24 protein-coding genes, 1 tRNA gene and 1 other RNA gene are annotated in these 26,097 nt (G+C 47.2%); 19 read left to right on the plus strand and 7 right to left on the minus strand.

Annotated elements, in window-relative coordinates:
* Nucleotides 1–134: 134 nt before the first annotated feature.
* Genes MH144_RS25640 through MH144_RS25655 form a run of 4 tightly spaced genes read right to left on the minus strand, consistent with a single transcriptional unit; the run spans nt 135 to nt 3,568 of the window.
* The gene (locus tag MH144_RS25640; protein ID WP_239305126.1) at nt 135–737 is read right to left on the minus strand and encodes a response regulator transcription factor; all 603 of its coding nucleotides are present in this window, start codon (nt 735–737) and stop codon (nt 135–137) included.
* A 2-nt stretch (nt 738–739) separates the two neighbouring features.
* Nucleotides 740–1,867: a sensor histidine kinase gene (locus MH144_RS25645; RefSeq protein WP_239305127.1), complete on the minus strand. Its 1,128-nt coding sequence runs from the start codon at nt 1,865–1,867 to the stop codon at nt 740–742.
* Nucleotides 1,868–1,875: 8 nt separating this feature from the next.
* The gene (locus MH144_RS25650) at nt 1,876–2,613 is read right to left on the minus strand and encodes an ABC transporter permease (RefSeq protein WP_239305128.1); all 738 of its coding nucleotides are present in this window, start codon (nt 2,611–2,613) and stop codon (nt 1,876–1,878) included.
* 1 nt (nt 2,614) lies between these two features.
* Nucleotides 2,615–3,568 carry an ABC transporter ATP-binding protein gene (locus MH144_RS25655; protein WP_239305129.1) on the minus strand — a complete coding sequence of 318 codons (954 nt, stop codon included), beginning with the start codon at nt 3,566–3,568 and terminating at the stop codon, nt 2,615–2,617.
* A gap of 362 nt (nt 3,569–3,930) precedes the next feature.
* On the opposite strand from MH144_RS25655, the gene MH144_RS25660 reads away from it, so the two are divergent.
* The 7 genes from MH144_RS25660 to MH144_RS25690 all read left to right on the plus strand — a co-directional run bounded on the left by MH144_RS25660 (nt 3,931) and on the right by MH144_RS25690 (nt 10,494).
* Nucleotides 3,931–4,881: an ROK family glucokinase gene (locus MH144_RS25660; RefSeq protein WP_095293009.1), complete on the plus strand. Its 951-nt coding sequence runs from the start codon at nt 3,931–3,933 to the stop codon at nt 4,879–4,881.
* A 51-nt stretch (nt 4,882–4,932) separates the two neighbouring features.
* Nucleotides 4,933–5,832, plus strand: coding sequence for an RNase adapter RapZ (gene rapZ, locus MH144_RS25665; RefSeq protein ID WP_095293011.1), 900 nt, complete (start codon nt 4,933–4,935; stop codon nt 5,830–5,832).
* 13 nt (nt 5,833–5,845) lie between these two features.
* Entirely contained in the window at nt 5,846–6,832 is a 987-nt protein-coding gene (locus MH144_RS25670; RefSeq protein ID WP_239305130.1) for a gluconeogenesis factor YvcK family protein, read from the plus strand.
* Nucleotides 6,833–6,838: 6 nt separating this feature from the next.
* The gene (gene whiA, locus MH144_RS25675; RefSeq protein WP_095293015.1) at nt 6,839–7,777 is read left to right on the plus strand and encodes a DNA-binding protein WhiA; all 939 of its coding nucleotides are present in this window, start codon (nt 6,839–6,841) and stop codon (nt 7,775–7,777) included.
* 136 nt (nt 7,778–7,913) lie between these two features.
* Nucleotides 7,914–8,183: an HPr family phosphocarrier protein gene (locus tag MH144_RS25680; RefSeq protein WP_017691248.1), complete on the plus strand. Its 270-nt coding sequence runs from the start codon at nt 7,914–7,916 to the stop codon at nt 8,181–8,183.
* 150 nt (nt 8,184–8,333) lie between these two features.
* A complete protein-coding gene (locus tag MH144_RS25685; protein WP_239305131.1) occupies nt 8,334–9,089 on the plus strand; it encodes an SIMPL domain-containing protein in 756 nt (251 codons plus the stop codon).
* A gap of 310 nt (nt 9,090–9,399) precedes the next feature.
* Nucleotides 9,400–10,494 (plus strand): PdaC/SigV domain-containing protein, encoded by a 1,095-nt coding sequence (locus MH144_RS25690; protein ID WP_239305132.1) that lies wholly within the window; start codon nt 9,400–9,402, stop codon nt 10,492–10,494.
* A 126-nt stretch (nt 10,495–10,620) separates the two neighbouring features.
* On the opposite strand, the gene clpP is transcribed toward MH144_RS25690, so the two are convergent.
* Nucleotides 10,621–11,217: an ATP-dependent Clp endopeptidase proteolytic subunit ClpP gene (gene clpP, locus MH144_RS25695; protein ID WP_095362036.1), complete on the minus strand. Its 597-nt coding sequence runs from the start codon at nt 11,215–11,217 to the stop codon at nt 10,621–10,623.
* Between the two features lie 176 nt (nt 11,218–11,393).
* A tRNA-Arg gene (locus MH144_RS25700) sits at nt 11,394–11,468 on the minus strand.
* 441 nt (nt 11,469–11,909) lie between these two features.
* Here MH144_RS25700 and MH144_RS25705 point away from each other — a divergent pair.
* The 12 genes from MH144_RS25705 (at nt 11,910) to MH144_RS25760 (ending at nt 25,388) form a co-directional block, all read left to right on the plus strand.
* Nucleotides 11,910–12,935 (plus strand): sugar-binding transcriptional regulator, encoded by a 1,026-nt coding sequence (locus MH144_RS25705; RefSeq protein WP_095362035.1) that lies wholly within the window; start codon nt 11,910–11,912, stop codon nt 12,933–12,935.
* Between the two features lie 106 nt (nt 12,936–13,041).
* A complete protein-coding gene (gap, locus tag MH144_RS25710) occupies nt 13,042–14,049 on the plus strand; it encodes a type I glyceraldehyde-3-phosphate dehydrogenase (RefSeq protein WP_239305133.1) in 1,008 nt (335 codons plus the stop codon).
* A gap of 149 nt (nt 14,050–14,198) precedes the next feature.
* Nucleotides 14,199–15,380, plus strand: a complete 1,182-nt coding sequence (locus MH144_RS25715; protein ID WP_239305134.1) for a phosphoglycerate kinase — start codon at nt 14,199–14,201, stop codon at nt 15,378–15,380.
* Nucleotides 15,381–15,413: 33 nt separating this feature from the next.
* Nucleotides 15,414–16,166: a triose-phosphate isomerase gene (gene tpiA / locus MH144_RS25720; RefSeq protein WP_175394335.1), complete on the plus strand. Its 753-nt coding sequence runs from the start codon at nt 15,414–15,416 to the stop codon at nt 16,164–16,166.
* Nucleotides 16,166–17,710, plus strand: a complete 1,545-nt coding sequence (gene gpmI / locus MH144_RS25725; protein ID WP_239305135.1) for a 2,3-bisphosphoglycerate-independent phosphoglycerate mutase — start codon at nt 16,166–16,168, stop codon at nt 17,708–17,710. Before tpiA ends, gpmI begins: the two co-directional genes overlap by 1 nt.
* Before the next feature lie 241 nt (nt 17,711–17,951).
* On the plus strand, nt 17,952–19,238 hold the full coding sequence (eno, locus tag MH144_RS25730) for a phosphopyruvate hydratase (RefSeq protein WP_095293032.1): 1,287 nt from the start codon (nt 17,952–17,954) through the stop codon (nt 19,236–19,238).
* Between the two features lie 171 nt (nt 19,239–19,409).
* A complete protein-coding gene (gene secG / locus MH144_RS25735) occupies nt 19,410–19,643 on the plus strand; it encodes a preprotein translocase subunit SecG (protein WP_095362032.1) in 234 nt (77 codons plus the stop codon).
* A 546-nt stretch (nt 19,644–20,189) separates the two neighbouring features.
* Entirely contained in the window at nt 20,190–22,922 is a 2,733-nt protein-coding gene (gene rnr / locus MH144_RS25740; RefSeq protein ID WP_239305136.1) for a ribonuclease R, read from the plus strand.
* 179 nt (nt 22,923–23,101) lie between these two features.
* On the plus strand, nt 23,102–23,584 hold the full coding sequence (gene smpB, locus MH144_RS25745) for an SsrA-binding protein SmpB (protein WP_095362030.1): 483 nt from the start codon (nt 23,102–23,104) through the stop codon (nt 23,582–23,584).
* A 577-nt stretch (nt 23,585–24,161) separates the two neighbouring features.
* Nucleotides 24,162–24,526: a transfer-messenger RNA gene (ssrA, locus tag MH144_RS25750) on the plus strand.
* Nucleotides 24,527–24,622: 96 nt separating this feature from the next.
* Complete coding sequence (locus tag MH144_RS25755) at nt 24,623–24,820, plus strand: hypothetical protein (protein ID WP_110898846.1); 198 nt, start codon at nt 24,623–24,625, stop codon at nt 24,818–24,820.
* Nucleotides 24,813–25,388, plus strand: a complete 576-nt coding sequence (locus tag MH144_RS25760; protein WP_239305137.1) for an ATPase — start codon at nt 24,813–24,815, stop codon at nt 25,386–25,388. The genes MH144_RS25755 and MH144_RS25760 overlap by 8 nt, the downstream gene beginning before the upstream one ends.
* Nucleotides 25,389–25,501: 113 nt before the next feature.
* On the opposite strand, the gene MH144_RS25765 is transcribed toward MH144_RS25760, so the two are convergent.
* Nucleotides 25,502–25,930, minus strand: coding sequence for a stress protein (locus MH144_RS25765; RefSeq protein WP_239305138.1), 429 nt, complete (start codon nt 25,928–25,930; stop codon nt 25,502–25,504).
* Nucleotides 25,931–26,097: the final 167 nt, after the last annotated feature.

Here is a 26,097-nt window from a genome sequence, read left to right on the forward strand (position 1 = left end):
GATTATACGGTTGAAAAGAGTTAAAACGCCTCCCGTAAGGGGAGGCGTTTTTGTTTTGCGCACGGGCCAGAGGCCACATCTCTATATATGTAGTTCGCCCATGGATCACGTCACTGGATGACGCAAATCCCATTTTACAACCAGCCTTTCTCCTCAGCCACACTGACCGCTTCCATCCGATTTTTTGCCCCAAGCTTGTTAAAGGCTTCGGACAGGTAATTACGTACTGTGCCGTACGAGAGATGGAGTGAGGTTGCAATATGATTGGCATTCATGCCGGTTGCCGCCAGTTTAAGTATTTCTTTCTCCCGTTCCGTTAAGGGATTAGTTTCCTTGGCAGCGCCAAAGACCAGTTCGGGGGACACTTCCCGTCCGCCATTCATGACACGGCGAATAGCTTCCGCCAAACGGTCACTTGGCTCGTCTTTCAGCAGATAACCTTGCACACCGGCCTGTATGGCTCGTTCCAGGAAGCCCGGCCGGGCAAAGGTCGTAAGGATGATAATGCGGCAGGTCAGGCCAAGCTGTTGTATACGTTCAGCGACCTCAAGACCCGTCATGACAGGCATTTCAATATCCATTAGGCATAGGTCAGGCTTAAGAGAAGAGATCTGCTGAAGTGCTTCTTCTCCGTTACCTGCTTCACCGATGACTTCAAAGTCGTCTTCGAGATCAAGCAGTGACGCAAGTGCGCCGCGCAGCATGCGCTGGTCTTCGGCAATCATGATTCGAATCATTATTACACTCCTCCTTGGGGTTCACTGGCAATCAGCGGAAAGGAAAAGACGAGATTGGTTCCTCCTGCATCGGATGTAATCCGTAGAGAACCATCAATCAGTCCCAGGCGTTCGGACATGCCCTTCAGTCCATTGCCTGGACGTTCGGTGGAAGTCATGCCATGACCATTATCCCTTACCGTGATCTGAACGCCATCGTGTGTTCGTTCCAGATGGATCAGACTCTGAGAGGCACCACTATGTTTCACAACATTGGTTACGGCTTCAAGCATGCAGAGACTGGCCATGTTCTGGGTCAGGTCGGGCACATCGCCATATGGCCCCAGATCACCTGTTATTTGAAGTTCGATGTCAGCACTCTTCAGCATCTCTTGGGCGTCGGCTAGTGCTTCAGCAATGCTGATCGCCCGCATGTCAGAGACAAGCTGCCTCACTTCGCGCAGCGCTGCTCGAGAGGTGCGTTCGATCTCACGTGCTTCCTGTATGGCACGTTCGGGATTTTTGGTGATCAATTTGGTGACGAGCTCGCTCTTGAGGGTGATCAAAGAGAGTGTATGTCCCATCGTATCATGCAGATCGCGGGCGATACGCATGCGCTCTTCCCGTTTGATCAACTCCTTGATATGCTGATTGGCCTCATCCAGCTTCGCTTCCAGCTGCTGACGATCCAGCATGGTTCTGATTCCATAAGGAGATATCAGCATAATCAGGTAAAACGGAGTAAAGAACAGGAGTTGCTCCGCAGTAAGTTCCTTGATGTTAACAGCGATGGGGATGGTCTGGACGATGGCAAAAAGCAATAGAAAGCGCCGGAACATCCGTCGATCCGTATACCACCCGATAAAGTTAGCCGAGAAAAAGCCCAGAAAGAACATATTGGGATCAATCACAAGACTCAGTACCAGTACAGCAGCCATCTGCAGACCAAGCCAGTAGGAGAATGTGGAGGTCCCAGACGTCATATATAGCTGCCGGTAGGTCAGGATAAATAGAATGAATACCGTGACACCGATGTACAAATCAAGCCCATGAGCTTTCCATAAATAATAAATCGGCATGGCAAGATAGATCATCCATATGTATGGATAAATCCCGTACCGCTTAGGGAAAAGCTCCAAACGCTGAAGCATGTAGAAGATTAAGCCTCCTTTTGTTTGCTGCGGATATAGGTGGATATTAACATAAATACCGCCAAGTATGCTGCCAATAGCAGAATATCTCGCAGCTCAGGTACACCACCAGTTACAATGGCCCACGCTCCATTGCCGAAACTGTAGGAAGGCAGCCAGTGACCGATTTGTGCGAGCCAGCTCGGCATGACGTCCAGTGGCATCCACATCCCTCCAAGTAAAGCGAGCGAAAGATACAGGGCGTTGCTGAGCCCGGTTGCGGTATCGACGCGGCGGAAGGTGCCAATACATGTACCCAGAGCGAGAAAGGGCAGAGAACCAGCCAAAATCCACAGAGCGGAGCCGATCCACTCGGAGGCCGAAAGGGACACACCATTAATCAGATAGCCTGCTGCAAAGATGATGACAATGGAACAGAGATGCATGGCTGTCTGACCGATCATTTTGCCGCCAAAATAAATGAAGTCCGGGAGAGGAGTGACGCGCAGATAGGTGACCCAGCCGTGCACTCTCTCCTGAACGAGCCGGATCCCCAGGGTCATAATGGATGAACCCATAACGCTAAAGCATGTCATAGACATGAGGTAGTGTGCGTTCCACTCCTTCGCATCTACTGCATCTGTGGTAAATATGCGGGTGTAGAGAACGTAGAAGATTACAGGCATCAGCAGTGACCAAAATACAAAGTAGACATTGCGGGACATGCGAAGCATTTCAACGCGAGATTGGGCAAACAGCATAGACATATCAATGTTCCTCCTTCATGGTTTCGAGCAAGGCTGCGTAAGCATCGTCCAGTTGTCCGGTTTCAATACGGATTTCCCTAACAGGCAGCTGGCGCGTAATGATGACACGAATCAGAGCGTCTGTATCCTGTGTATGAAGAATACAGCGGTCTTTGCGATACTCAATCCGCTCAACACCAGGCAGATCTTCAATCTGTGTATGGATGTCCGGTAGTGCTTCATCGGGAGTTACAAGTCCGTTATCCAGCTGGCCAATTGGCAGCGAGAAGGAAAGCGTCCGTTTGGCGATTCCGTCTTTGATACGATCAGGCGTACCGTCCGCAATGATTGAACCTCCGGCGAACAGGATAACCCGGTCGGCTGCTTCATCGGCTTCCTGCAGGTAATGTGTCGTGAAGAGTATCGTTTTGCCGTGCTTAGCAAGCTGGCGAATCTGCTTCCAAAAATATCTTCGGGTCTCGGAGTCCAGGCCAACCGTAGGCTCATCGAAGAAGAGTACGTCCGGGTCACCTGCCATGGCAAGGGCGAAGTTCAGACTGCGCTTCTGACCACCTGACAGCTTCTCAGCCCTTCTGTTCAGATCCTCAGGCTTTAGACCTGTCAAAGCTTCAACCTTGTCCGCATTCAGCGGGGTAGGATAGTAGCTTCGCACCATACGAATGATTTCCCGAACCGTAAGGCCGTCCATGACACTCACGTCCTGAAGCATGACACCTATTCGCTCGCGAACTTGTCTGTGGCTTGGCGGCATTCCCAGGACGGTCACCTCTCCTGAGGAGGGGGTGGACAGGCCAAGCATCATGTTCAAGGTGGTTGTTTTGCCTGCGCCATTTGGGCCAAGGATGGCAACGATTGAGCCGCGGTCAATCTTCAGGGAAATAGGGTTAACGGCCAGCTTGCTCCCGAACCGTTTGCTGACTTGTTCAAGCTGTATGATGGTTGAATCGGTATTCATCTGTATTCACGTCCCTTGTCTGTTCTCTAAGATATTTCCATCTTACCGAACGAACTGTGACGGGATTAGTAAGAGTTGTCATGACTTTCAGGTGACAACTGTCATCTTTTACGCATGGAACGAGTGATCATGAAATATCATGAGTTGAGGCTTCCCTTTCTAGTAGGGAAGCGTGAAAGCTTGCGTTTTGATAGAAGAGAGGAGAGGTTGTATACGTATACATGATACGGATGTGATAGGGTTCACAATCGCGGCGAAGCGTTCTGTAGCAATGGTCCTATCGTCTTGACCCAGGCGTATCCTTCAATTATAGTTGGTACGTAGGATTAAACTATTTTAGATAGATAAAGGTGGCTTGCGGCATGTCTGAGAAAATCTACGTTGGGGTCGATCTCGGCGGAACAGCAATCAAGGTCGGTATATGCAATGAACAAGGTCAGCTTATGCATACGTATGAAGGGCCGACAGAAGTGGATAAGGGCGTAGACACGGTCATCGCCAACATCGAGAAGTATGTCCGTCATATCGTGGCAGAATCGCCATATAGCTGGGAACAGCTTGAAGGTGTAGGGGCTGGGGTAGCCGGGTTCACGAATGTACGCGAGGGTATTATCGTTCTCGCTCCTAACATCGGATTTCGGAATGTAGCCATTCGTTCGATTCTGGAAGAGCGTCTGGGCAAGCCAGTCAAAATAGATAATGATGCTAACGTTGCTGCACTGGGTGAGGCTTGGGCAGGTGCCGGCAAGGGCGTAGATAATTGCGTATGCTACACGCTCGGTACAGGTGTTGGCGGAGGCTTGATACTGAACGGCAAAATCTATCAGGGATTTTCCGGCATGGCGGGAGAACTGGGTCATGTCAGTGTTGTACCTGATCTGGAAGCCATTCAGTGTGGTTGTGGTAAAATGGGATGTGTAGAAACCGTATCGTCAGCAACGGGCATTATCCGTATGGCTAAGGATGCGGTAGAACGTGGCGATCATACGTCACTTGCGCTTGTGGACAAAATTGCAGCCAAGGAAGTATTCGATGCAGCCAAAGCTGGTGATGAAGTGGCTCTTCGCATCGTGAATCGTGCTGCATTCTATCTCGGTAAATCGATGGCGGCTGTCGCTGCAGTCATGAACCCGGAAATGTTCATTATCGGGGGCGGTGTATCCAAGGCCGGTAATATCCTGTTTGACGAAGTACGTGCTGTATTTGCGAAACTGACACCTGAACCGCTGCAGGAGGGTGTTCAGATCCTGGAAGCAACTCTGGGTAACGATGCGGGAATTGTTGGCGCGGCAGGACTTCTCTTGCGTTCTTAGTAACCTCGGAACCATATGATTAGGCAGCAATATGATAAGGAGGGGACATTTATGCTTGAAGGTGAAGTTTCACCGGGCACAGGCGCCACGCTCATTATCATTACGGGCATGTCCGGAGCAGGCAAAACGATAGCGGTACAGAGCCTGGAAGATCTCGGCTTTTTCTGCGTGGATAATCTGCCACCGGTGTTGATTCCGAAATTTGCGGAGCTGATTGAACAATCGAACGGCAAGATCGGTAAGGTAGCCCTCGTGATTGACCTGCGGGGACGGGAATTCTTTACGGCTTTGTCCGAGTCTTTGAACTATATAAAAGATCATTTTACCATTCATTGCGAAATCCTATTCCTGGATGCTACCGATTCCGTCCTTGTACAGCGCTACAAGGAGAGCAGACGCAGACATCCGCTGGCTCCTGAGGGCATGCCGCTTGACGGCATCCGTCTGGAGCGCAAGATGCTGGAGGAGCTCAAGAATTCGGCCACTCAGGTGCTGAACACAAGTACGATGAAGCCAGCGCAATTAAAAGAGCGGATTATTTCCCGTTTCTCTCATTTGGAAAGTCATATGCTATCGGTGAATATCACGTCGTTTGGATTTAAATATGGCATTCCAATCGATGCGGATCTGGTGTTTGATGTTCGTTTCCTGCCGAATCCGCATTATATTGATCATTTGCGTCCGAATACGGGGCAGAATAGTGATGTATATGAATATGTCATGAAATGGCCTGAAACACAGTCGTTTTTGACCAAACTGCTCGATATGCTGCACTTCCTGATTCCGCAATACCGGAAGGAAGGCAAAAGTCAGGTGATCATCGGGATTGGATGTACCGGCGGCAAGCATCGTTCGGTAGCCATATCCGAATATTTGGGCAAAATGTTGGGAAGCAGCGAAACTGAAGCTGTTACCGTGAGCCATCGCGACGCTGACCGTGATCGTCATTGAAGAGGGTGAAGGGATGAAAGAAGCCGGACCACGAAGAGAACGTCCGAGAATTGTTGTAATGGGCGGCGGAACCGGGTTATCCGTGATGCTGCGCGGTTTGAAAGAGAAGCCGCTGGACATCACGGCCATCGTCACGGTTGCAGATGACGGTGGAAGTTCAGGCATCCTGCGCAACGAACTGCAAATGCCGCCTCCGGGCGACATTCGTAACGTGCTTACGGCACTGGCTGATGTAGAGCCATTGCTATCGGATATGCTAAAATATCGTTTTAATACAGGCGCGGGGCTTGCAGGCCACAGCCTGGGTAACTTGATTTTGGCTGCAATGACGGATATTTCAGGCGACTTCGTAACCGCAGTGCGGGAACTTAGCCGCGTGTTTGCCGTTCGTGGTGAGGTACTGCCGGCAGCTGGGCAGGCGGTTGTGCTGCATGCGGAGATGGAGGATGGCTCAATTGTTACAGGCGAGTCCAAAATCCCTGAAGCAGGTGGGCGCATTAAACGCGTTTTCCTTGAACCGGATCACGTGGAGCCGTTGCCAGAGGCTGTGGAGGCTATTCGTCAAGCAGATGCCATCCTGATCGGGCCAGGCAGCTTGTATACGAGCATTCTACCTAACTTGTTAGTTCCCAAACTGGCAGAGGCTGTTGTCGAGGCAGAGGCCGTGAAGATGTTTATATGCAATGTGATGACACAGCCTGGAGAGACGGATAACTACACGGTGAGTGACCACCTCAAGGCGGTTCATGAGCACGTGGGGCATCAGCTCTTTGACTATGTCATTGTTAATAATGGCGAAATTCCGCTGCAGGTACAGAATAAATATGCGGAAAAAGGAGCCAAACCGGTTGTTTTGGATATGGATGTACTAAAAAGTTCCGGCTATCAGGTGGTTGCGGATACACTTGTTCTGTTTAGAACCTATCTGCGTCATGATGCCGATAAGCTTAGTCACCACATCTATCAGCTGGTACAAAATTGGATGTTACGGAAGAGGTGAAGTCCCATGTCGTTTGCAGCACAGACCAAAAAAGAATTAACCATGATTGAGAGTGAACCGTGCTGCGAAAAGGCGGAACTTTCAGCCCTCATCCGTATGCTAGGTGCGGTGCAGTTATCGAATAAAAAAGTTATCTTGGATATTTCGACGGAGAATGCCGCGATCGCAAGACGGGCATACTCTCTGCTTAAAAAGCATTTTCAAGTGCATACGGAATTGCTTGTCCGCAAAAAAATGCGGCTGAAAAAGAACAATGTATATATTGTTCGTATTCCGTCCATGGTACAGGAGATATTAAAGGATCTGTACATTGTATCGGAAGGCTTTTTGTTCACTCCAGGAATTAATCAGGAGCTGTTACGGAAAAACTGTTGTAAACGGGCTTATCTACGCGGCGCGTTTATGGCGGGTGGCTCGGTCAACAACCCTGAAGGATCCTCGTATCACCTGGAGATCGCATCTATGTATGAAGAGCACTGTCAGGCCCTCGTGGATCTGGCCAATGAATTTCATCTCAATGCCCGGTGTATAGAACGCAAAAAAGGATTCATCCTATACATTAAGGAAGGCGAGAAAATTATTGAGCTGCTCAGCATCATTGGTGCGCATCAGGCCTTGTTCAAGTTTGAGGATGTACGGATTATGCGGGATATGCGTAATTCCGTTAACCGGATCGTCAACTGTGAGACAGCCAATTTGAACAAGACAATCGGGGCTGCAGTGAGACAGATTGACAATATCAAGCTGCTGCAAAAGGAAGTCGGTTTGGAGTCTTTGCCTGAGAAGCTGCGTGAAGTCGCAGAGGTCAGACTGGCTCATCCTGACATTAACCTGAAGGAAGTTGGCGAGCTGTTAAAAGGTACCGTCAGCAAATCGGGTGTCAACCATCGGCTTCGCAAGATTGACGAGCTGGCTGAGAAAGTGCGGAATGAACGTCACGGTTAACGAATTTTGGACCTAGTTGAATAATCAGAAGTGTTCTGGTTTTTTTTCTTCTAGTGTCCTGCGCGGGTTAATGGTATAATGTTATAAATATAATTGTGTATTTAATGTCTAGATTTCTAATAGGGGGTAAGTTTCCATGACAAAGCACCCGGTAGTTGTCCGTTTGAAAACGGGTCTCCATGCCAGACCTGCGGCACTGTTCGTTCAAGAAGCGAATAAGTACTCATCTGAAGTGTTCGTCGAGAAGGACGACAAAAAAGTTAATGCAAAAAGTATCATGGGGATCATGAGCCTTGCAATCAGTACTGGTACAGAAATCCAAATTAGTGCTGAAGGCGCGGACGCCGAACAGGCTGTAAACGCTTTAGTGAGTTTGGTGAGCAAGGAAGAACTTGAAAACCAATAAGATATGATTAACATGACATGAAGAAGTCCCGCAAGGGGCTTTTTTGCGTTATAGGGATAATCAAGTGCAACATTTTGGAAAAAGCCTTCGTCTGTTAAGGTATCAAACTGCTTTGAAATTGAGATCTTAGACATAAGGAGGCTAAATGTAATGGGTAAACAATGGATGAAACCGCTAGGCGCGGTGTTGGTGGCAGGAACATTACTCGTTGGTGGTACAGCTTGGGTGGCACCCGGGAACTATGCCTACGCTGCAGAAGTACAAGGGGTACAGCAAAATGTGATTAATGTCGTGGGTAAAGGCGAGATTCAGGTAAAACCGGATATCGCTTATCTGTCGATCGGTGTGAACAGCACTGCTGAGACAGCAGCCTCCGCTCAGAAGGCAAATGCCGCAAAAATTCAAAAGGTATCCAACCTGCTGAAAAATACGTGGAAAATCAGTGCAGATGACATTCAGACCAGTCAGTTCTATGTACAACCAAACTATACGTATAGCGATAAAGAAGGTCAGCAAATTAAAGGGTATACCGCTCATCATACGCTGACGATTACGTACCGCGAGATGGACAAGATTGGTGAACTGTTGGATGCTGCTTCACAGGCAGGTGCCAACAATATCGAGAATGTACGCTTTACGGTAGAAAATCCGGAAAACTTCGAATCACAAGTGATCGAGAAGGCAGTAGCCAATGCAGAGGTGAAAGCAGGAGCGATTGCCAAGGCGGTTAAACGTCAATTAGGTGCTGTGTTGTCTGTGACTCAAGGTGATGCCAATGTGCCTGTGTTCTATGCAACAGAAAGTTCGACGGCCAAGGATATGGCACAGTCTGCTGCTGGCACGGAAATTGAAACAGGTCAGGTAAAGGTGAGCACGACGCTCAACATTACGTATGAAATGAAATAAACATAGATGAAGAACTGAAGAGACTGTGTCCATCGGGCAGGGTCTCTTTTGTTATGAACAGGAGCTTTAATGAAGTTGGGTTAACAACCACCTTGCTTCAACGAGAATAATGACGATGATTTGATGTCTTTTTTGTATATTTGTTCGTGACAAAACCTTTACCAAATGGATTTGGATTGAACAACATTGTAACTGGTGCTGTAAACCTTTCCTGAATTGGGTTAATTATAATTAAGAGGTGAGCGTATGAGATATGCGATCAGGATACATACGCAATGAACCCTAGGCAAATTCGAGAGGAGTTTTATATATGACATCATGGAAAAAGTGGACAAGTGCATTACTCGCGGCAGGAATCATTGTAGGTAGTGGGGCGGTATGGCAGGATAACTCCGTGCAAGCAGCTTCGGTTACTTCCAAAGTTACGGCATCAACAGATGTTACATTGAAGTCTGCAGGCAAAACGTTGACACAAAAAGGACTTTTACAAGGTGGATCCACGTGGGTATCCCTCACCGCTGTTAAGGATGTGGCTGGTGGTACGCTAACATATAACGCAAAAACAAAAGAGTACGCACTGACTGCAGCGAATAACACGATGAAAATCAGCCTGGCGGATGGTGAACCATCGCTAAGAGTAAATAATTATTATCCTAACGTTGAAGCGAAGCTGATCAAGGGACGCCTGTACATTCCTTTTTCGGCAATGAGAGATTATTTGGGAGTTCAAGGCAGCTGGGATGGTAAAACCAAAACACTGGCGCTGAGCAAAGTGAAGCAAAATAGCGTAAAAGTGAAATCGGCAACCGTGAAAGTGGACATCAAAAATGCTGAGGTAGATATTCAATATCCACAGGTGAGTGGACTTGCTAGCGATGAAGCCGAAGCGGCAATCAACAAAGTGTTGAAAGACGAAGTCGATACATTCGTAGCGGCTTTCAAGAAGCAAACGGCAGAATACGGAACGGCAGCAGCCAACCGTCCATATGCATTCGAGAGCACCTATGTGGTGACATACAATGAAAACGGCGTGCTGGGATTAGTTACTCAGCGTTATGAGGATTATGCCGGAGCCCACGGGATGACTACACGGACAGGTCATACCTTTGCGCTGGATACAGGTAAAGAGCTAAGTCTTGACGATGTACTGCAGAACAACAAAACAATGCGCGATACGCTTGGCAAAAAGGTTGGTGAACAGCTTAAGGCTCGCGGTGGTTACCTGGACGGCTATAAAGGTCTGAACAAGGATCAGGACTTCTATGTAACGCCTACTGGGGTAGTTGTGTTCTTCCAACTGTATGAGTACACTGCGTATGCAGAAGGTTTCCCGGAATTCCCGTTTACGTACAAAGAGTTACTCCCTAAAGGTACACAGCCATTTAGTGGAATTGCAGCAGAGTAATTATTCGATATCATTCTAAAAAAAAGAGCGCCCCTCGTCATGTTCATGACAAGGGGCGCTTCTTCGTAGTATGAACAGGTCAATCCAATTGGCCTGTTCATATCTTCAATATACAGTTACCTCGGCTTATACGCCTTGGGAGCCAACGTTTTCGATGACTTTATCAATGATACCGTAATCGGCAGCTTCAGCAGCACTCATGAAGTAGTCACGGTCTGTATCTTTCTCGATGCGCTCCAGGGGTTGACCTGTGCGCTCAGCGATGATGCGGTTCAAGGTATCACGCATTTTCAGAATGCGGCGGGCACGGATTTCGATATCCGAAGCCTGACCTTGTGCGCCGCCCAGCGGCTGGTGAATCATGATCTCACTGTTAGGCAGTGCAAAACGTTTGCCTTTTGCACCTGCATTGAGCAAGAAAGCACCCATGGAAGCAGCCATACCTACACAGATGGTAGATACATCAGGTTTGATAAATTGCATTGTATCGTAAATGGCCATGCCGGCTGTAATGGATCCGCCTGGGCTGTTGATGTATAGATGAATGTCTTTCTCCGGATCTTCCGCAGCGAGGAACAACATCTGTGCCATGATGGCATTCGCAACAACGTCATTTACATCGCTGCCTAGAAAGATAATACGATCCTTCAGCAATCTGGAATAGATGTCATAGGCGCGCTCACCGCGGTTGCTCTGTTCAACGACCATAGGAATATAACTCACGTGAAAAACCTCCTCGGAAATGTACATGGAATAGTGTATCTATTTAAACTGTTACCGTATTACCCACATCATAAACAATTTCAAACAAAAAGTCAAAGAAAGTCAAACTAACTTTGAAAAAAAAGAAACCTTTACGGTTCCATTGGTTAAAAGGGTTATGAGCTGTTAATCAAGAATGGCGCGCCCGCCAAGAATCGAACTTGGATCTCAGGCTTCGGAGGCCTACGTCATATCCATTGGACCACGGGCGCACGTTGATGTGACAGCAATAATGATTATAGCTCATGGAATCCTGAATTGCAAGAGATATGATCAAGCTTATGGTTTGGAATGACCTGAAATTGATCATGATGATGAAGAATGGATAAAGAGAGCATTTAAGTAAATGCTAAGAGAAGTTTTGGACAGGTTGCATGAAGCACAATACTGGAGTCGATAGAAGCGATATATAGATGAGAAGTTTGGTTTTCTTCTATATATGGTATGAATGCGGCTGTACTTTCCTATGGAAGTCGGAGATTGTGAAAATAAGCGCGTACAATGGCCCAAAACGTTGTGAAATAAGGCTTTTGAAACACTTGCATGTCACGTCAGTTTTAGGTAGAATAGACGTGGGACTTAAAAAGTTAACCCGGGACATTTTAGGGCCATGAAAGAGAGCTTGGAACGAGAAGCTTGCGGGAGTGGAAAGCATGCGAACGATTTTAGAAGTGCAAAAGCAGCTTCTGCCTGATCTCATGGATGTCTTGAAGAAGAGGTATACGATTCTGCACCAGATCATGTTATCGGATGTGATCGGGAGAAGGACGTTAGCCAATTCCATGCAGATGACCGAGCGGGTTCTGAGGGCTGAGACCGATTTGTTAAAGGCTCAGGGACTTATTGAAATTGACAGTGCAGGGATGAAGATCAGTGAGGCAGGGCATGATTTGCTGCAGCAGTTAGAGCCAGTAGCCAAAGAGCTGTTCGGATTATCCGAGCTGGAAGAACGCATCAAGCAAGCCTACGGTCTGCAAAAGGTAGTTGTCGTTCCCGGCGATTCGGACATTTCTCCATTTGCCAAACGGGAACTGGGTAAGGCTGGAGCGAAGGCTCTTAGTCAAGTAATGAATGATAACGACGTTGTTGCCGTTACAGGCGGATCAACAACGGCAGGAGTAGCAGAGCAGCTGACTCCCCCAACATCGCTTAAAGGTGTCTGGTTTGTACCGGCACGCGGCGGATTGGGAGAAAGCCTCGAAATTCAGGCCAATACGATTGCATCGACGATGGCAAAACGGGTAGGAGCACAATACAAACTCCTGCATGTACCGGATTTGCTGAGTGATCATGCCTATGAATCATTAATTCAGGACCCAAGCGTCCAGGAGATTCTTCAGCTGATCAGACAGTCACGCATCGTAATTCACGGAATCGGTGATGCCGTGGAGATGGCGCGAAGACGCAAACTTGCAACGGAGATCATTGAAGAGCTTCAGGAGCAAGGAGCCGTATCTGAATCCTTCGGTTATTATTTTAACGATCAGGGTGAAGTGGTACATACCATGCTCACTCTGGGCATGCGACTTCAGGATATTGAACGGACCGATGTAGTGATTGGAATTGCAGGTGGCAAAAGCAAGGCGGCTGCCATTCATTCCGTACTGCGATTCGGGCAGGAAGATATTCTGATTATTGATGAGGCAGCTGCCGAAGTCATTGTTGCCGAAATGGAATAAAGATTTTCTTTTACCACAACTCTTGTTGTCTTGACGGACTTCACCGTCTGTCTTGAATATATAGCTTCATAAAAAAATTAAATCAAAACTTGGGAGGAACTTACTCATGATTAAAGTAGGTATTAACGGTTTTGGACGTATTGGTCGCTTGGCATTCCGCCGTATTCAAAATGTAGAGGGCATTGAAGTAGTAGCAATCAACGACTTGACTGACGCTAAAATGCTGGCTCATTTGCTTAAATATGATACAACTCAAGGTCGCTTCGATGGCGATGTTGAAGTACACGACGGCTTCTTCAAAGTGAACGGCAAAGAAGTTAAAGTACTGGCTAACCGTAACCCAGAAGAACTTCCTTGGGGCGACCTGGGCGTAGACATCGTTCTGGAATGTACTGGATTCTTCACAACTAAAGAAGCAGCTGAGAAGCACCTTAAAGGCGGCGCTAAAAAAGTTGTTATCTCCGCACCAGCTACTGGCGACATGAAAACCATCGTTTACAACGTAAACCATGAAATCCTCGACGGTACTGAAACTGTAATCTCCGGCGCATCTTGCACAACAAACTGCCTGGCTCCTATGGCAAAAACACTGCAAGACAAATTCGGAATCGTTCAAGGTTTGATGACTACAATTCACGCTTACACTGGCGACCAAAACACATTGGATGCTCCACACCCTAAAGGTGACTTCCGTCGTGCTCGCGCAGCAGCTGAAAACATCATCCCTAACACAACTGGTGCTGCTAAAGCAATCGGTTTGGTTATCCCTGAACTGCAAGGTAAACTCGACGGTGCAGCTCAACGTGTACCAGTAGCTACTGGTTCCCTGACTGAGCTCGTAACTGTTCTGGGTAAAAAAGTAACTGCTGATGAAGTTAACGCAGCAATGAAAGAAGCTTCCGATCCACAAACTTTCGGATACACTGAAGACGAAATCGTATCTTCCGATATCCAAGGTATCACTTTCGGTTCCCTGTTTGATGCAACTCAAACTAAAGTTCTGACTGTGGGCGACCAACAACTGGTTAAAACTGTAGCTTGGTATGACAACGAAATGTCCTACACAGCTCAATTGGTTCGCACTTTGGAGCACTTTGCAAAAATGATTAAGTAATATCTGCAATAACATAGAGCGGAAACAGATGCTATTGTTTCCGCTCTTTATCTATCAACATTTTGCAAATTTCTCAAAAACACCAGGATTGACAGGGGATTTGGGCTCCTGATCGGTCCACCAAATACATGGGTGCGGAGGAAATACAGATGAACAAAAAAAGTGTACGCGATATCGAATTGACAGGAAAACGGGCTTTTGTCCGTGTAGATTTCAATGTGCCGCTCGAAGATGGTAAAATTACAGATGACAAACGTATTCGTGCAACACTGCCAACGATCAACTTCTTGATCGAAAAAGGTGCGAAAGTCATTCTGGCGAGCCACATGGGTCGTCCAAATGGCGAAGTTGTGGAATCCTTGCGTTTGACTCCAGCGGCTGAGCGTTTGTCTGAACTGCTTGGTAAAAAAGTGGTTAAAGCCGACGATTCCATCGGTGAAACAGTTAAAGCGCAAGTTGCTGAACTGAACAACGGTGACGTATTGTTGCTTGAAAACGTTCGTTTCCATGCAGGCGAAGAGAAAAACGATCCAGAACTCGCAAAACAATTTGCTGAACTGGCTGACGTTTTCGTTAACGATGCTTTTGGAGCAGCTCACAGAGCACATGCTTCAACAGAAGGTATCGCTCACTTGCTGCCAGCAGTATCCGGTCTTTTGATGGAGAAAGAACTTGATGTGCTCGGCAAAGCCATTTCCAACCCTGAGCGTCCTTTCACTGCAATCATTGGTGGATCCAAAGTTAAGGACAAAATCGATGTAATCGACAACCTGCTTAACATTGCAGACAACGTAATCATCGGTGGAGGTTTGTCCTATACCTTCATGAAGGCTCAAGGCCACGAAGTAGGCCAATCCCTGTTGGATGAGTCCAAACTGGATGTAGCTCTGGGCTTCATCGAAAAAGCAAAAAAACTGGGTAAAAACTTCTATCTGCCAGTAGATATCGTCATTTCTGATGATTTCAGTGCTAATGCAAACACAAAAGTGGTTGAAGTTGGCGACATCCCTGCAGATTGGGAAGGTATCGACATCGGTCCTAAAACACGTGAGATCTATGCTGACGTTGTTAAAAACTCCAAACTTGTAGTATGGAACGGACCAATGGGCGTATTCGAAATCGAGCCTTTCTCCCACGGTACTCGTGCAGTGGCAGAAGCTTGTGCAACAACTGAAGCTTACACAGTAATTGGTGGTGGCGACTCCGCAGCAGCAGCTGAGAAGTTCAAACTGGCTGATAAAATGGACCACATCTCCACAGGTGGCGGTGCATCACTGGAATTCATGGAAGGCAAAGTGCTTCCAGGCGTAGTTGCATTGAACGATAAGTAAGTTTTAAGCTATAGCATGAAGGAGTTGAAAACCATGAGAACACCGATTATCGCAGGTAACTGGAAAATGTTCAAAACGGTTTCCGAATCCAATGACTTCATTCAGGAAGTTAAAGGAAAAGCGGAAGTTGAAGGCGTGGAGACTGTAATCTGTGCACCGTTCACGAATCTGCCTACATTGGTAGAAGCTGTGAAAGGCACAAACATCAAAATTGGTGCTCAAAATCTTCACTTTGAAGACAACGGTGCATTCACTGGTGAAATCAGCGGTGTAATGCTGAAAGACCTTGGCGTGGATTATGTAATCATTGGTCACTCGGAGCGCCGTCAATATTTTGCGGAAACCGATGAGACTGTTAATAAAAAATTGCATGCTGCATTCCGTCACGGATTGACTCCAATCTTCTGTCTTGGTGAGACGCTTGAAGAGCGTGAAGCGAACCAAACAAAAGACGTATGCAAAGTGCAAACGGAAGCTGCTTTTGCAGGTTTGTCTGCAGATCAAGCGGCACAAGTGGTTATCGCTTATGAACCAATCTGGGCGATTGGTACAGGTAAATCCTCCACATCTCAAGATGCGAATGAAGTTATTGCTTACATCCGCAGCCTGGTGAAGGATCTGTACGACGAGAAGGTTGCTGATGCAGTTCGTATTCAATACGGCGGCAGTGTTAAACCAGAGAACGTAACAGAATACCTCGGACAAAGCGACATCGACGGCGCGCTTGTTGGCGGTGCCAGCTTGCAGCCGGCTTCGTTCATCGCGCTTGTTGAGGGGGCGAAGTAATGACAGCTCCAAAACCTGTAGCACTGATCATCATGGATGGCTTCGGTCTTCGTAACACGGTGGAAGGCAACGCAGTAGCGCAAGCCAAAAAGCCGAACTACGATCGCTTCATGAGCCAATTCCCACACACAACTCTCACTGCTTGCGGTGAAGCTGTAGGTTTGCCAGAAGGGCAAATGGGGAACTCCGAGGTAGGTCACCTGAACATTGGTGCCGGCCGGATCGTATACCAGGATTTGACCCGTATCTCCAAGTCGATTCGTGATGGTGAGTTTTTCGACAATGAAACACTTGTCAAGGCTGTACGCGAAGCGAAACAAAGCGGTAAAAAGCTTCACCTCTATGGTTTGTTGTCTGATGGCGGCGTACATAGTCACATCGACCACCTGTTTGCCATGCTGGATCTGGCCAAAAAAGAAGAAATGAATGATGTCTATATTCATGCCTTCATGGATGGCCGTGACGTTATGCCGGACAGTGGTAAAGACTTCATGAAGAAGCTGATTGCCAAAATTGAGGAAGTCGGTGTAGGACAAATCGCAACGGTTCAAGGTCGTTACTACGCGATGGACCGTGACAAACGTTGGGAACGTGTTGAGAAATCATATCGTGCTATCGTTTATGGTGATGGACCAAAATACATCGATCCACTCAGAGCGGTTGAAGAATCGTATGAGAAGTCCGTATTTGACGAATTCGTTGAGCCAACGGTTATCGTTAAAGCGGATGGGGAGCCGGTAGGTTTGGTGGAAAGCGGCGATTCCGTTATCTTCCTGAACTTCCGTCCTGACCGTGCGATTCAGCTGTCGCAAGTATTCACGAACAAGGATTTTCGTGGTTTCGACCGCGGTCCGAAATTCCCAGAAGGCTTGCACTTTGTCTGCCTGACGTTGTTCAGTGAAACGGTTGAAGGTTATGTGGCTTACTCGCCTAAAAACCTCGACAATACACTGGGTGAAGTTCTGGTTCAGAACAACAAGAAACAGCTGCGTATTGCTGAAACCGAGAAATACCCGCACGTTACCTTCTTCTTCAGCGGTGGACGCGACGTTGAGCTTCCAGGCGAAACTCGCGTGCTGATCAACTCACCAAAAGTTGCAACGTACGATCTGCAACCGGAGATGAGCGCTTATGAAGTCGCTGACGCATGTGTTCGCGAGATTGAAGCGGACAAACATGATGCGATCATTCTGAACTTCGCCAACCCGGATATGGTTGGACACTCCGGCATGTTGGAGCCTACCATTAAGGCGGTTGAAGTGACAGATGAGTGCATGGGACGTGTTGTTGATGCAGTGCTTGCCAAAGGCGGCGTTGTTCTCATCACAGCTGACCATGGTAACGCGGATATGGTATTCGATGAGCAAGGACGTCCGTTCACTGCTCACACAACGAACCCGGTTCCATTTATCGTTACAGACGCTAACGTAACCTTGCGTGAAGGTGGAATCCTGGCCGATATCGCGCCAACGATTCTGGATCTGATGCAATTGCCTAAACCGGAAGAAATGACAGGTACTTCTGTCATCGCTACCCGTAAATAAGCTGCACAGCCACATATACAATGTGGGAAGTTTGGAGTTTGCCCCGAACGAAGGAAGCAGAAATGGTCTGAAGAAACGAAGTGTTCGCCTTTATCACATGATTTCAACTTATGACGATAAGTTCAAAGAAATCAGGGGATAACAGCGATCGGAAAACGATTCTGCTGACGTAGTGGCCTAAGGGCAAACACAAGTGGTCCCATATTTAAAATAAATTCAAATTAAAAGGAGATTATCACTCATGACTATTATTTCTGACGTGTACGCTCGCGAAGTCCTCGACTCCCGCGGTAACCCTACAGTTGAAGTTGAAGTATACCTGGAGTCCGGCGCAATCGGACGCGCAATCGTTCCATCTGGTGCATCCACTGGTGCCCACGAAGCTGTTGAGCTTCGCGATGGTGACAAATCCCGCTACCTGGGTAAAGGCGTTCTGCAAGCTGTTAAGAACGTAAACGAAACAATCGCTCCAGAAGTAATCGGTATGGACGCTTTGGATCAACTGGGTATCGATAAAATGATGATCGCTTTGGATGGTACGCCAAACAAAGGTAAACTGGGTGCTAACGCAATCCTGGCTGTATCCATGGCTGTAGCTCGCGCAGCTGCTGACGCTCTGGACCTGCCACTGTATGTTTACCTGGGCGGATTCAACGCTAAAGCACTGCCAGTACCAATGATGAACATCATCAACGGTGGTGAGCATGCTGACAACAACATCGACGTTCAAGAGTTCATGGTTCTTCCTGTTGGAGCACCAACATTCAAAGAAGCTCTTCGCGTAGGCGCAGAAATCTTCCACAACCTGAAATCCGTACTGAGCTCCAAAGGCCTGAACACAGCTGTGGGTGACGAAGGTGGTTTCGCACCGAACCTTGGTTCGAACGAAGAAGCAATCACTACAATCATCGAAGCAATTGAAAAAGCTGGATACAAACCAGGTGTTGACGTATTCCTGGGTATGGACGTAGCTTCCACTGAGTTCTACAAAGATGGTAAGTACACACTTGCTGGCGAAGGTAAATCTTACACTTCTGCTGAGTATGTTGACCTTCTGGCTTCATGGGTTGAGAAATACCCAATCATCACAATCGAAGACGGTATGTCCGAAGACGACTGGGATGGCTGGAAATTGCTCACAGAGAAACTGGGAGACAAAGTTCAACTCGTTGGTGACGATTTGTTCGTAACGAACACTGAGCGTCTGGAAAAAGGTATCAACGAAGGTATCGGTAACTCCATCCTGATCAAAGTTAACCAAATCGGTACGCTGACTGAAACATTCGATGCAATCGAAATGGCTAAACGTGCAGGATACACAGCTGTAATCTCCCACCGTTCCGGTGAGTCCGAAGACAGCACAATCGCTGACATCGCGGTTGCAACCAATGCAGGACAAATCAAAACAGGTGCACCTTCCCGTACAGACCGTATCGCGAAGTACAACCAATTGCTCCGCATCGAGGATCAACTGGGCGAATTGGCTCAATACAATGGTCTTAAAGGATTCTACAACCTTAAAAAATAAGCTGTATTCACAGCTTCTAGGGCAAGCCGGGTAACCGGCTTGTCTTTTTCATTTCTTCATCACACAGACAGCATCCAGGATAAGGTTGTAGATTGGGAATAGCTGTGGTACAATTAAAGTAACTGTTTTTATGGTGAGATGTTATGCCCACATGGGTAGGAGGTGGAAAGAATGGATATTGCTTTGAAATTGCTGCTCGTTGTTTTCTCGATCGGTCTAATCACTGTAGTATTGCTGCAGCACGGGAAAAGCGCTGGTTTGGCGGGTGCCATCTCCGGTGGTGCGGAACATCTTTTCGGTAAAACGAAAGCGCGCGGATTGGATCTTTTCCTGCAACGTGCAACCGTTGTACTGGGTGCAGGATTTATGATCTTGGCTATCGTTGTTACTGTCATTTCCAAGTAAGGAATACTGCTGTAGTGATCGGTAGATCAAGCATATATGAATGAACGACCAAAGATGATAAACCTTCGTTTCGAGAAGAAACGGAGGTTTTTTAATAAATTGGTGCATGTCCAAAGTTTACCAACCACTTATTGTTAACCCATTCAATCTTCGGCTTTTCTCACTTCTGTTTCTTTCTCCTTATCTGTACTTAGCCCAGTGATGTTTTAGCTTATCTGCTTCATCAGCGCGCGCTCAGTTCAATACGTTTGATATTCATCTGACCTGATGGTTTTTTTGGAAGCTGTATCAATCCAAAACGAAATGAAAACGTGTGTCATATATGTTATTGTCATTCGTGAAAGTTCGATGAGGAAAGGTGCGGGCTGAGGGTTGGTTTATTTCGCGGGGTACGGATGGGCCGGATTGAATTCGTGTATACTAGGGTATGAGATAGTGAGGGCTTGTGTTACATGGCAAGAAAATTGCAAGGATTCTGATACATAAAGACAAGATACAAATGATACAAACCTGATTACACTTTTACGTTTCCCGAGGTGAATATTAATGATAACAGAACAACAATTGCTCGACTTCATGCGGGAAACCGCTTATAAACCAATGACATATCAGGAGCTGGAACAGCACTTCGAGATTGAAGATGCAGCTGATTTCAAAGCCTTTTTGATTATGCTCAATACACTGGAGGAATCCGGAAAAATATTGCTTACCCGTAACAATCGATACGGTATGCCTGAGCGCATGAATCTGGTTCGTGGACGGTTGCAGGCACATGCGAAGGGATTTGCTTTTCTCATCCCTGAGGATAAAGAACATCCGGATGTTTACATCCATGCGAATGATATGAAAAGTGCGATGAACGGGGACACGGTCCTTGTTAAAGTGACGTCTCAGGGTCCATCCAACGGGCGTTTGGAAGGCGAGATCGTTCGTATCGTTACCCGCGCAGTTACCCAAGTGGTTGGTGTGTTCCAAAGCCATGAGGTATACGGCTTTGTTATTCCGGACGATAAGCGGATTAACCGTGATATTTTTATTCCGCGTACGAATTTTGCCGGGGCTGTAGATGGACAAAAAGTCGTTGCCAAAATCGTGAGCTACCCCGAGGGCCGCGCTGCCGCGGAAGGCGAAGTTATTGAGATACTTGGACATAAGGACGATCCAGGCATTGATATTTTGTCTGTCATTCGCAAGCATCAGCTGCCGGAAGCATTCCCGGATGAAGTGGTGCAAGAAGCGGAACAAGCACCGGAATCGATTACAGATGAAGAGATTGTACAACAGGGTCGCCGTGACTTGCGTGGGTTGAACATCGTAACCATCGATGGGGAAGACGCCAAGGATCTGGACGATGCCGTCAATGTAGAGAAGCTTCCGAACGGGAACTACCGCCTGGGCGTTCATATTGCGGATGTCGGCTACTATGTACGTGAGAACTCCAAACTGGATCAGGAAGCATACAATCGTGGTTGCAGTGTGTACTTGGTAGACCGTGTTATTCCGATGCTTCCACATCGTCTCTCGAACGGGATCTGTAGTTTGAATCCGCAGGTGGATCGCCTTACGCTGTCCTGTGAAATGGAGTTCAACGACCAGATGAAGGTTGTGAACCACGACATTTTCACGAGTGTGATCAAAACCAAAGAGCGTATGACGTATTCCAACGTTCGTAAAATTCTTGAAGGTGAAGAGCCAGAATTGCTGGAGCGTTACAAGGATCTGGTGGATGACTTCCATCTGATGAAGGAAATTGCCCTCAAGCTTCGCGCCATGCGTATGCGCAGGGGTGCGGTTGACTTTGATTTTGAAGAATCCAAAATCATTGTGGATGAAGAAGGCAAACCGGTTGATATCGTGAAACGCGAGCGTTCGATTGCGGAGCAAATCATTGAAGAGTTCATGCTGGCGGCCAATGAGACGGTGGCAGAGCACTTCCACTGGTTGAAGGTTCCGTTTATCTACCGTGTGCATGAAGATCCTGATCAGGAGAAATTGCAAAACTTCCTCGCTTTTGCAGCGAACTTCGGACACCATGTAAAAGGACGCGGTAACGCGATCCATCCACGTGCGCTTCAATCCCTGCTTGAGGATATTAATGGAACGAAGGAACAGACGGTTATCAGTACAATGATGCTTCGTTCCATGAAGCAGGCGAAGTATGATGCAGAGATGTCGGGACATTTTGGCCTTGCGGCTGAGTTCTACAGTCACTTCACTTCACCGATTCGTCGTTATCCCGATCTGGTCATTCACCGTGTCATTCGGGAAGTGATTGAAAACAAAGGTGCTTTGCCTGAGAATCGTCAGGAATACCTGGCGTCACGCATGTCCGACATTGCGCAGCAATCGTCTGAGCGTGAACGTGTGGCTGTTGAAGCCGAGCGGGATACAGAGAAAATGAAGAAAGCCGAGTACATGCTCGATAAGGTCGGCGAAGAATTCGAAGGCATGATCAGCAGTGTAACCAGCTTCGGCATGTTCATTGAACTTGAGAATACGGTTGAAGGTCTGATTCGACTGAGCGCACTGACGGACGACTATTACCATTTTGATGATCAACATATGGCTCTCATTGGTGAACGGACCTCGAAAGTGTTCCGCATCGGAGATGAAGTGAAGATTCGTGTTGCTCGCGTGAGTATGGAAGAGTACACGATTGACTTTGAAATGGTGGATATGAAGCCACGCAGCGAACGGCCAGGCGGTTTTGGTGGCGGCAACCGAGGCGGCAGAGGTGGACGTCCTGCTGGCGGTGGTGGCCGGAGTGGCGCCAAAGGCGGTTCTGGTGGATTCAGTGGCTCACGTGGAGGAAAAGGCGGCGGCAACCGCGGTGGAAGAGCACCCGAAGAGAGCAGCAAGGGTGGACGTGGTAGCTTCAGTGGAAAAGGTGGCGGTAAGCCGAAAGGTGAGCGTCGCACAGGAGAAGCTAGTGCACCAGCGACTGCTCGCGGCAAAGGCACAGGAGCGGTAAGCTTTGGTTTTGGATCGGGTAAAGGTGGATACAGCTCTGCCCCATCCAGTCAGGACAGTGGTTCTGGCAGTCAAGGGAATGATCTGAACGGCAGTAAAGGTCGTGGCGAAGGTAACTTTAAATCCGGCAAAGGCGGGGGCAAAGGTGGCGGTGGACGCAAAAGGACGTCACCTAGCGGTATCTTTATCGGCGAAGCAGCTACACCTGGAGGTACGCAGGAAGGCGGAGCTCCGCGCCGTAAACGGAAAAAGAACAAAGGTGCTTCCGCTAATGGAACTGCAGCTTTTGTACGGAAGAAGAAAAAGTAATATTCGTTTCGCACATTATGAAATGTGTGTAATGAGAAGGGGCGGCGTATGCTGCCTCTTTCTTGATTTTAACAGCGGTCCTTGCTACAATTAAGGTCTGGCATAGGGTACCTGGGCTTCATTGGGTGCGCGGCTATAGAGCAAGGTACCGGCTTATTTTACGGAGAAGGAGTGAGGACATGGGCAAGAATGATGGACAGAGTAAAGTGCTTGCACAGAATAAAAAGGCTTCCCATGACTACTTCATTGAAGATACGTATGAAGCGGGCATGGTACTTACCGGAACGGAGATCAAATCTCTTCGTAACGGCCGTGCGAATATTGGAGATGCATTTGCCACCATTCGCAACGGTGAAATTCACATTCATAATATGCATATTAGTCCTTTTGAACAAGGGAACCGTAATAATCCCCTCGATCCAACACGTACGCGGAAGTTGCTGATGCATAAAGTGCAGATTCACAAACTGCTCGGGCTGTCGAAGCAGGATGGATACAGCATTGTACCGCTGAAGATCTATATCCGCAATGGATACGCGAAGTTGCTGCTTGGCTTGGGTAAAGGTAAGAAACAGTATGATAAACGTGAGACTGCGGCTAAGCGGGATGCACAACGCGATATTCAACGGGCAATGCGCGAGAAGCAAAAGATTGCTCGCTGAGTTGAATTATTGTAGTGTTGCGACGCGTAATAAGTTAACACTAGATGCGAATGAACTGAAGATCTCAAGTTTGGCTCATGATTGGGCGGAGCTTGGGATTTTTATTTGAAGTGAGAATTGCTGTTTAAGCATTTGGGGAAAGCCTTGAGAAAGTAAACCTGCAAGCACAGGATGCATAAGATAGAGTTAGGTTTGAAGTTGCTGAGCGAACGGATTCAGTTGATGCATTAAATGTAGCTGCTGTCTGCGTAGTCTGTGCAAATAGTGGGTAAGATAAAGGAGATGCAAATGTTCGCGACCTCAAGCTGGTAAACTTTACTTCGTCCGAGGGAAGCGGTATAATATGTAGACGATTGAGCCTCAGATGGTGCATTGGTTAAACTTGCACAGATGCTCAGCCTGCTGGTACAGCTTCCAGTAATCTATACTATATCTGCATTTGGTCCTGTGATATGATTATTCATGTAGCAGACAGGAATGCCGAGTTTGAAAGAGCATCTTTTTACCTTGGAGGAAAAAGATGTGCAGCACCTTTGCTCCGTATTCACGGATTAATCCTGGAGCCCTTCTTATATGAGGGGGCGTTTATGGATTCGACGGGGATAGTTCGAGCATGGGTAGCGGGTAGTGGGGACGCGTCCGCTTCATCAACGCTAAAGCCTATTAAACGGCAAACAACAAAACAACTACGCTTTCGCAGCCTAAGAAACTGTGTGCGTGCTTCTAACCTGCATCGCCCATGTGACAGGATTAGGGGCTAACAAGTAGTGGGATACGCTGTCACATCTCCGCCTGGGGTGTGCTGAAGAAGACAATCAGGCTGACCCAAAGTATAGCCGGTTACGGGGCGATACTCGGGTGACATCAAAACTGTGACTACACCCGTAGAAGCTTATGTGTCGTTATCTTCGGACAGGGGTTCGACTCCCCTCGCCTCCATTAGAGCGAAACAACAAGAAAGCCATCAGCCAGAGAATCTGGTTGGTGGCTTTTCGGTTTATGATATAATAAGCATAAATTTAGATTGGGGGACCCCAGATGTTTGAAACTCGAGAACAGCTCCAAGAAATCTTAAAAAAAGCCAATCAACATGCACGGAAACAAGCTAAAGAATCAGGTGCCTCAATTTATTATATAAAAAACAACAAACGCGTTCGTGAGGATGCTGCGGGTAATAAATTCGAAATTATATTTGATGCTGCTGGGAAACGTCAGGAATTCGAGTATCATGAGTGAAATCAAACCAGTTATGACTGTGTTTGCTGGAACCAACGGAGCAGGGAAAAGTACACTTAGCATGCAAATGAGAGAGTGGCTTGGTGAACTGGTTGATCCAGATCAAATTGCAAGAGAGTTGAAGCCAGAGAATCCGCGTAGTGCTGACCTGTCTGCTGGCAGGGAAGCTGTAAAAAGAATCCGATCTCTCATTAGAAGTGGTACAAACTTCGCTATTGAAACGACATTGTCTGGATCGTTTGTTTTGAAGCACATGCAAATTGCAAAAGAAAATCGCTATGAAATTGTTGTGTATTATATCGGCCTCCAAGATGTACAAATGCATATAGACCGTGTAGCTTCTCGTGTCGAGCAGGGTGGACATTGGATTGCTGAAGAGGATATTCGATTTCGATATGGTCAGTCATTGCAGAACCTTACACCCGCTCTGGCTATCGCAGACCAGGTTATCATCATTGATAATACATATGAGCCTCTAATTATTGCAGAAATAACTCAGGATAAACTGGTCTATTGCAGTGATACAATACCTGTTTGGTGTAAGCCTGTTCTTGTGAGGTACAAATGAAAGTTAGAGCGAAACAACAAGAAAGCCATCAGCCAGAGATTCTGGTTGGTGGCTTTTCGGTTTTTTATGAAGCGTAAGCTGATATATGGTTAATGATGAGCCATCTACTCTTCTCATAATCCCTTGATAACCTCTACATATCGCTCAAACTCGGTTTGACTCATTTGGTCACTCATCTGCAAAAGGATATTATCTTGGGCATAGGCATGCGAATTAGGCATTAGCGTTGATTTTCCGGGTTCCTCGTAAAAATCCTTCAGCTTCTCAAGATCCGTATTATTCTCAAACAAGAATAGATACCCGCCCTCACCTTCACCCAGAGCTGGCACCGAAATGTGCCGCACATCTTTAAAGCCTACGTTAGTAAATCCATGTTCCTCGCTAATAGATTCCGTTGGAGCTTCGATCTCAAGTCCAGCCGCTTGAAACTCGGTGAAAATATCATCAAGAGTAATCGCAGACTCACTCTCACTCGAAGAGCACGCAGCCGTTATACTTAGAATTAGGCCCAATAAGAAAAACAGACCAATATATTTACTCAAGTCAATCACCTTCCTGTAAAAATATATAAGTAAGTATAGTCTACCATAATTGGATTTTATTATTTAGAAAATGCACTGTATATGTCGATAGTTACTCTTTATTCTTAACTCCAACAAACTAGCATACCTTTTACATAGTGTCTCTTATCTTGAATTTTGCTTCGTAC

Origin of the sequence: Paenibacillus sp. ACRRY, assembly GCF_022346995.1 — a bacterium.
Classification (GTDB): Bacteria; Bacillota; Bacilli; order Paenibacillales; family Paenibacillaceae; genus Paenibacillus.

Bases quoted from the DNA above. Each gene is read 5' to 3' on its own strand.
- MH144_RS25660 (WP_095293009.1), top strand. From the start codon at position 3,931: ATGTCTGAGAAAATCTACGTTGGGGTCGATCTCGGCGGAACAGCAATC.
- tpiA (WP_175394335.1), top strand. From the start codon at position 15,414: ATGAGAACACCGATTATCGCAGGTAACTGGAAAATGTTCAAAACGGTT.
- gap (WP_239305133.1), top strand. From the start codon at position 13,042: ATGATTAAAGTAGGTATTAACGGTTTTGGACGTATTGGTCGCTTGGCA.
- eno (WP_095293032.1), top strand. From the start codon at position 17,952: ATGACTATTATTTCTGACGTGTACGCTCGCGAAGTCCTCGACTCCCGC.
- MH144_RS25680 (WP_017691248.1), top strand. From the start codon at position 7,914: ATGACAAAGCACCCGGTAGTTGTCCGTTTGAAAACGGGTCTCCATGCC.
- smpB (WP_095362030.1), top strand. From the start codon at position 23,102: ATGGGCAAGAATGATGGACAGAGTAAAGTGCTTGCACAGAATAAAAAG.
- rapZ (WP_095293011.1), top strand. From the start codon at position 4,933: ATGCTTGAAGGTGAAGTTTCACCGGGCACAGGCGCCACGCTCATTATC.
- MH144_RS25640 (WP_239305126.1), bottom strand. From the start codon at position 737: ATGATTCGAATCATGATTGCCGAAGACCAGCGCATGCTGCGCGGCGCA.
- secG (WP_095362032.1), top strand. From the start codon at position 19,410: ATGGATATTGCTTTGAAATTGCTGCTCGTTGTTTTCTCGATCGGTCTA.
- MH144_RS25650 (WP_239305128.1), bottom strand. From the start codon at position 2,613: ATGTCTATGCTGTTTGCCCAATCTCGCGTTGAAATGCTTCGCATGTCC.
- rnr (WP_239305136.1), top strand. From the start codon at position 20,190: ATGATAACAGAACAACAATTGCTCGACTTCATGCGGGAAACCGCTTAT.
- MH144_RS25685 (WP_239305131.1), top strand. From the start codon at position 8,334: ATGGGTAAACAATGGATGAAACCGCTAGGCGCGGTGTTGGTGGCAGGA.
- MH144_RS25760 (WP_239305137.1), top strand. From the start codon at position 24,813: ATGAGTGAAATCAAACCAGTTATGACTGTGTTTGCTGGAACCAACGGA.
- gpmI (WP_239305135.1), top strand. From the start codon at position 16,166: ATGACAGCTCCAAAACCTGTAGCACTGATCATCATGGATGGCTTCGGT.
- MH144_RS25715 (WP_239305134.1), top strand. From the start codon at position 14,199: ATGAACAAAAAAAGTGTACGCGATATCGAATTGACAGGAAAACGGGCT.
- MH144_RS25705 (WP_095362035.1), top strand. From the start codon at position 11,910: ATGCGAACGATTTTAGAAGTGCAAAAGCAGCTTCTGCCTGATCTCATG.
- MH144_RS25645 (WP_239305127.1), bottom strand. From the start codon at position 1,867: ATGCTTCAGCGTTTGGAGCTTTTCCCTAAGCGGTACGGGATTTATCCA.
- MH144_RS25755 (WP_110898846.1), top strand. From the start codon at position 24,623: ATGTTTGAAACTCGAGAACAGCTCCAAGAAATCTTAAAAAAAGCCAAT.
- MH144_RS25690 (WP_239305132.1), top strand. From the start codon at position 9,400: ATGACATCATGGAAAAAGTGGACAAGTGCATTACTCGCGGCAGGAATC.
- whiA (WP_095293015.1), top strand. From the start codon at position 6,839: ATGTCGTTTGCAGCACAGACCAAAAAAGAATTAACCATGATTGAGAGT.
- MH144_RS25655 (WP_239305129.1), bottom strand. From the start codon at position 3,568: ATGAATACCGATTCAACCATCATACAGCTTGAACAAGTCAGCAAACGG.
- MH144_RS25670 (WP_239305130.1), top strand. From the start codon at position 5,846: ATGAAAGAAGCCGGACCACGAAGAGAACGTCCGAGAATTGTTGTAATG.